1 protein-coding gene is annotated in these 234 nt (G+C 71.4%); it reads left to right on the top strand.

Annotated features, from left to right (window positions below; translation table 11 throughout):
• The coding region (locus QN345_RS20390) for a PH domain-containing protein (RefSeq protein WP_323509278.1) at nucleotides 1–234 on the top strand (234 nt) is incomplete at both ends.

Below are 234 nucleotides of genomic sequence, written 5' to 3' on the forward strand. Positions count from 1 at the left end.
GTCGTGGCGGATGCACACCTTCCGCGTCAGCGGCGAGGTCGTCGAGGTGCGCAGCGGGCTCGTCTTCCGCAGCAACCGCCGCGCCCGCCTCGACCGCATCCAGGGCGTCAACATCGTGCGCCCGTTCATCCCGCGGCTCTTCGGTGCAGCGAAACTCGAAGTCAGCGTCGCCGGCCAGGACGCCAACGTGCACCTCGCCTACCTCGGCTCCGCGGCAGCGGATGCCCTCCGCCG

Source organism: Cryobacterium sp. 10I1 (assembly GCF_035019805.1).
In the GTDB taxonomy this organism is placed as follows: Bacteria; Actinomycetota; Actinomycetes; order Actinomycetales; family Microbacteriaceae; genus Cryobacterium; species Cryobacterium glucosi.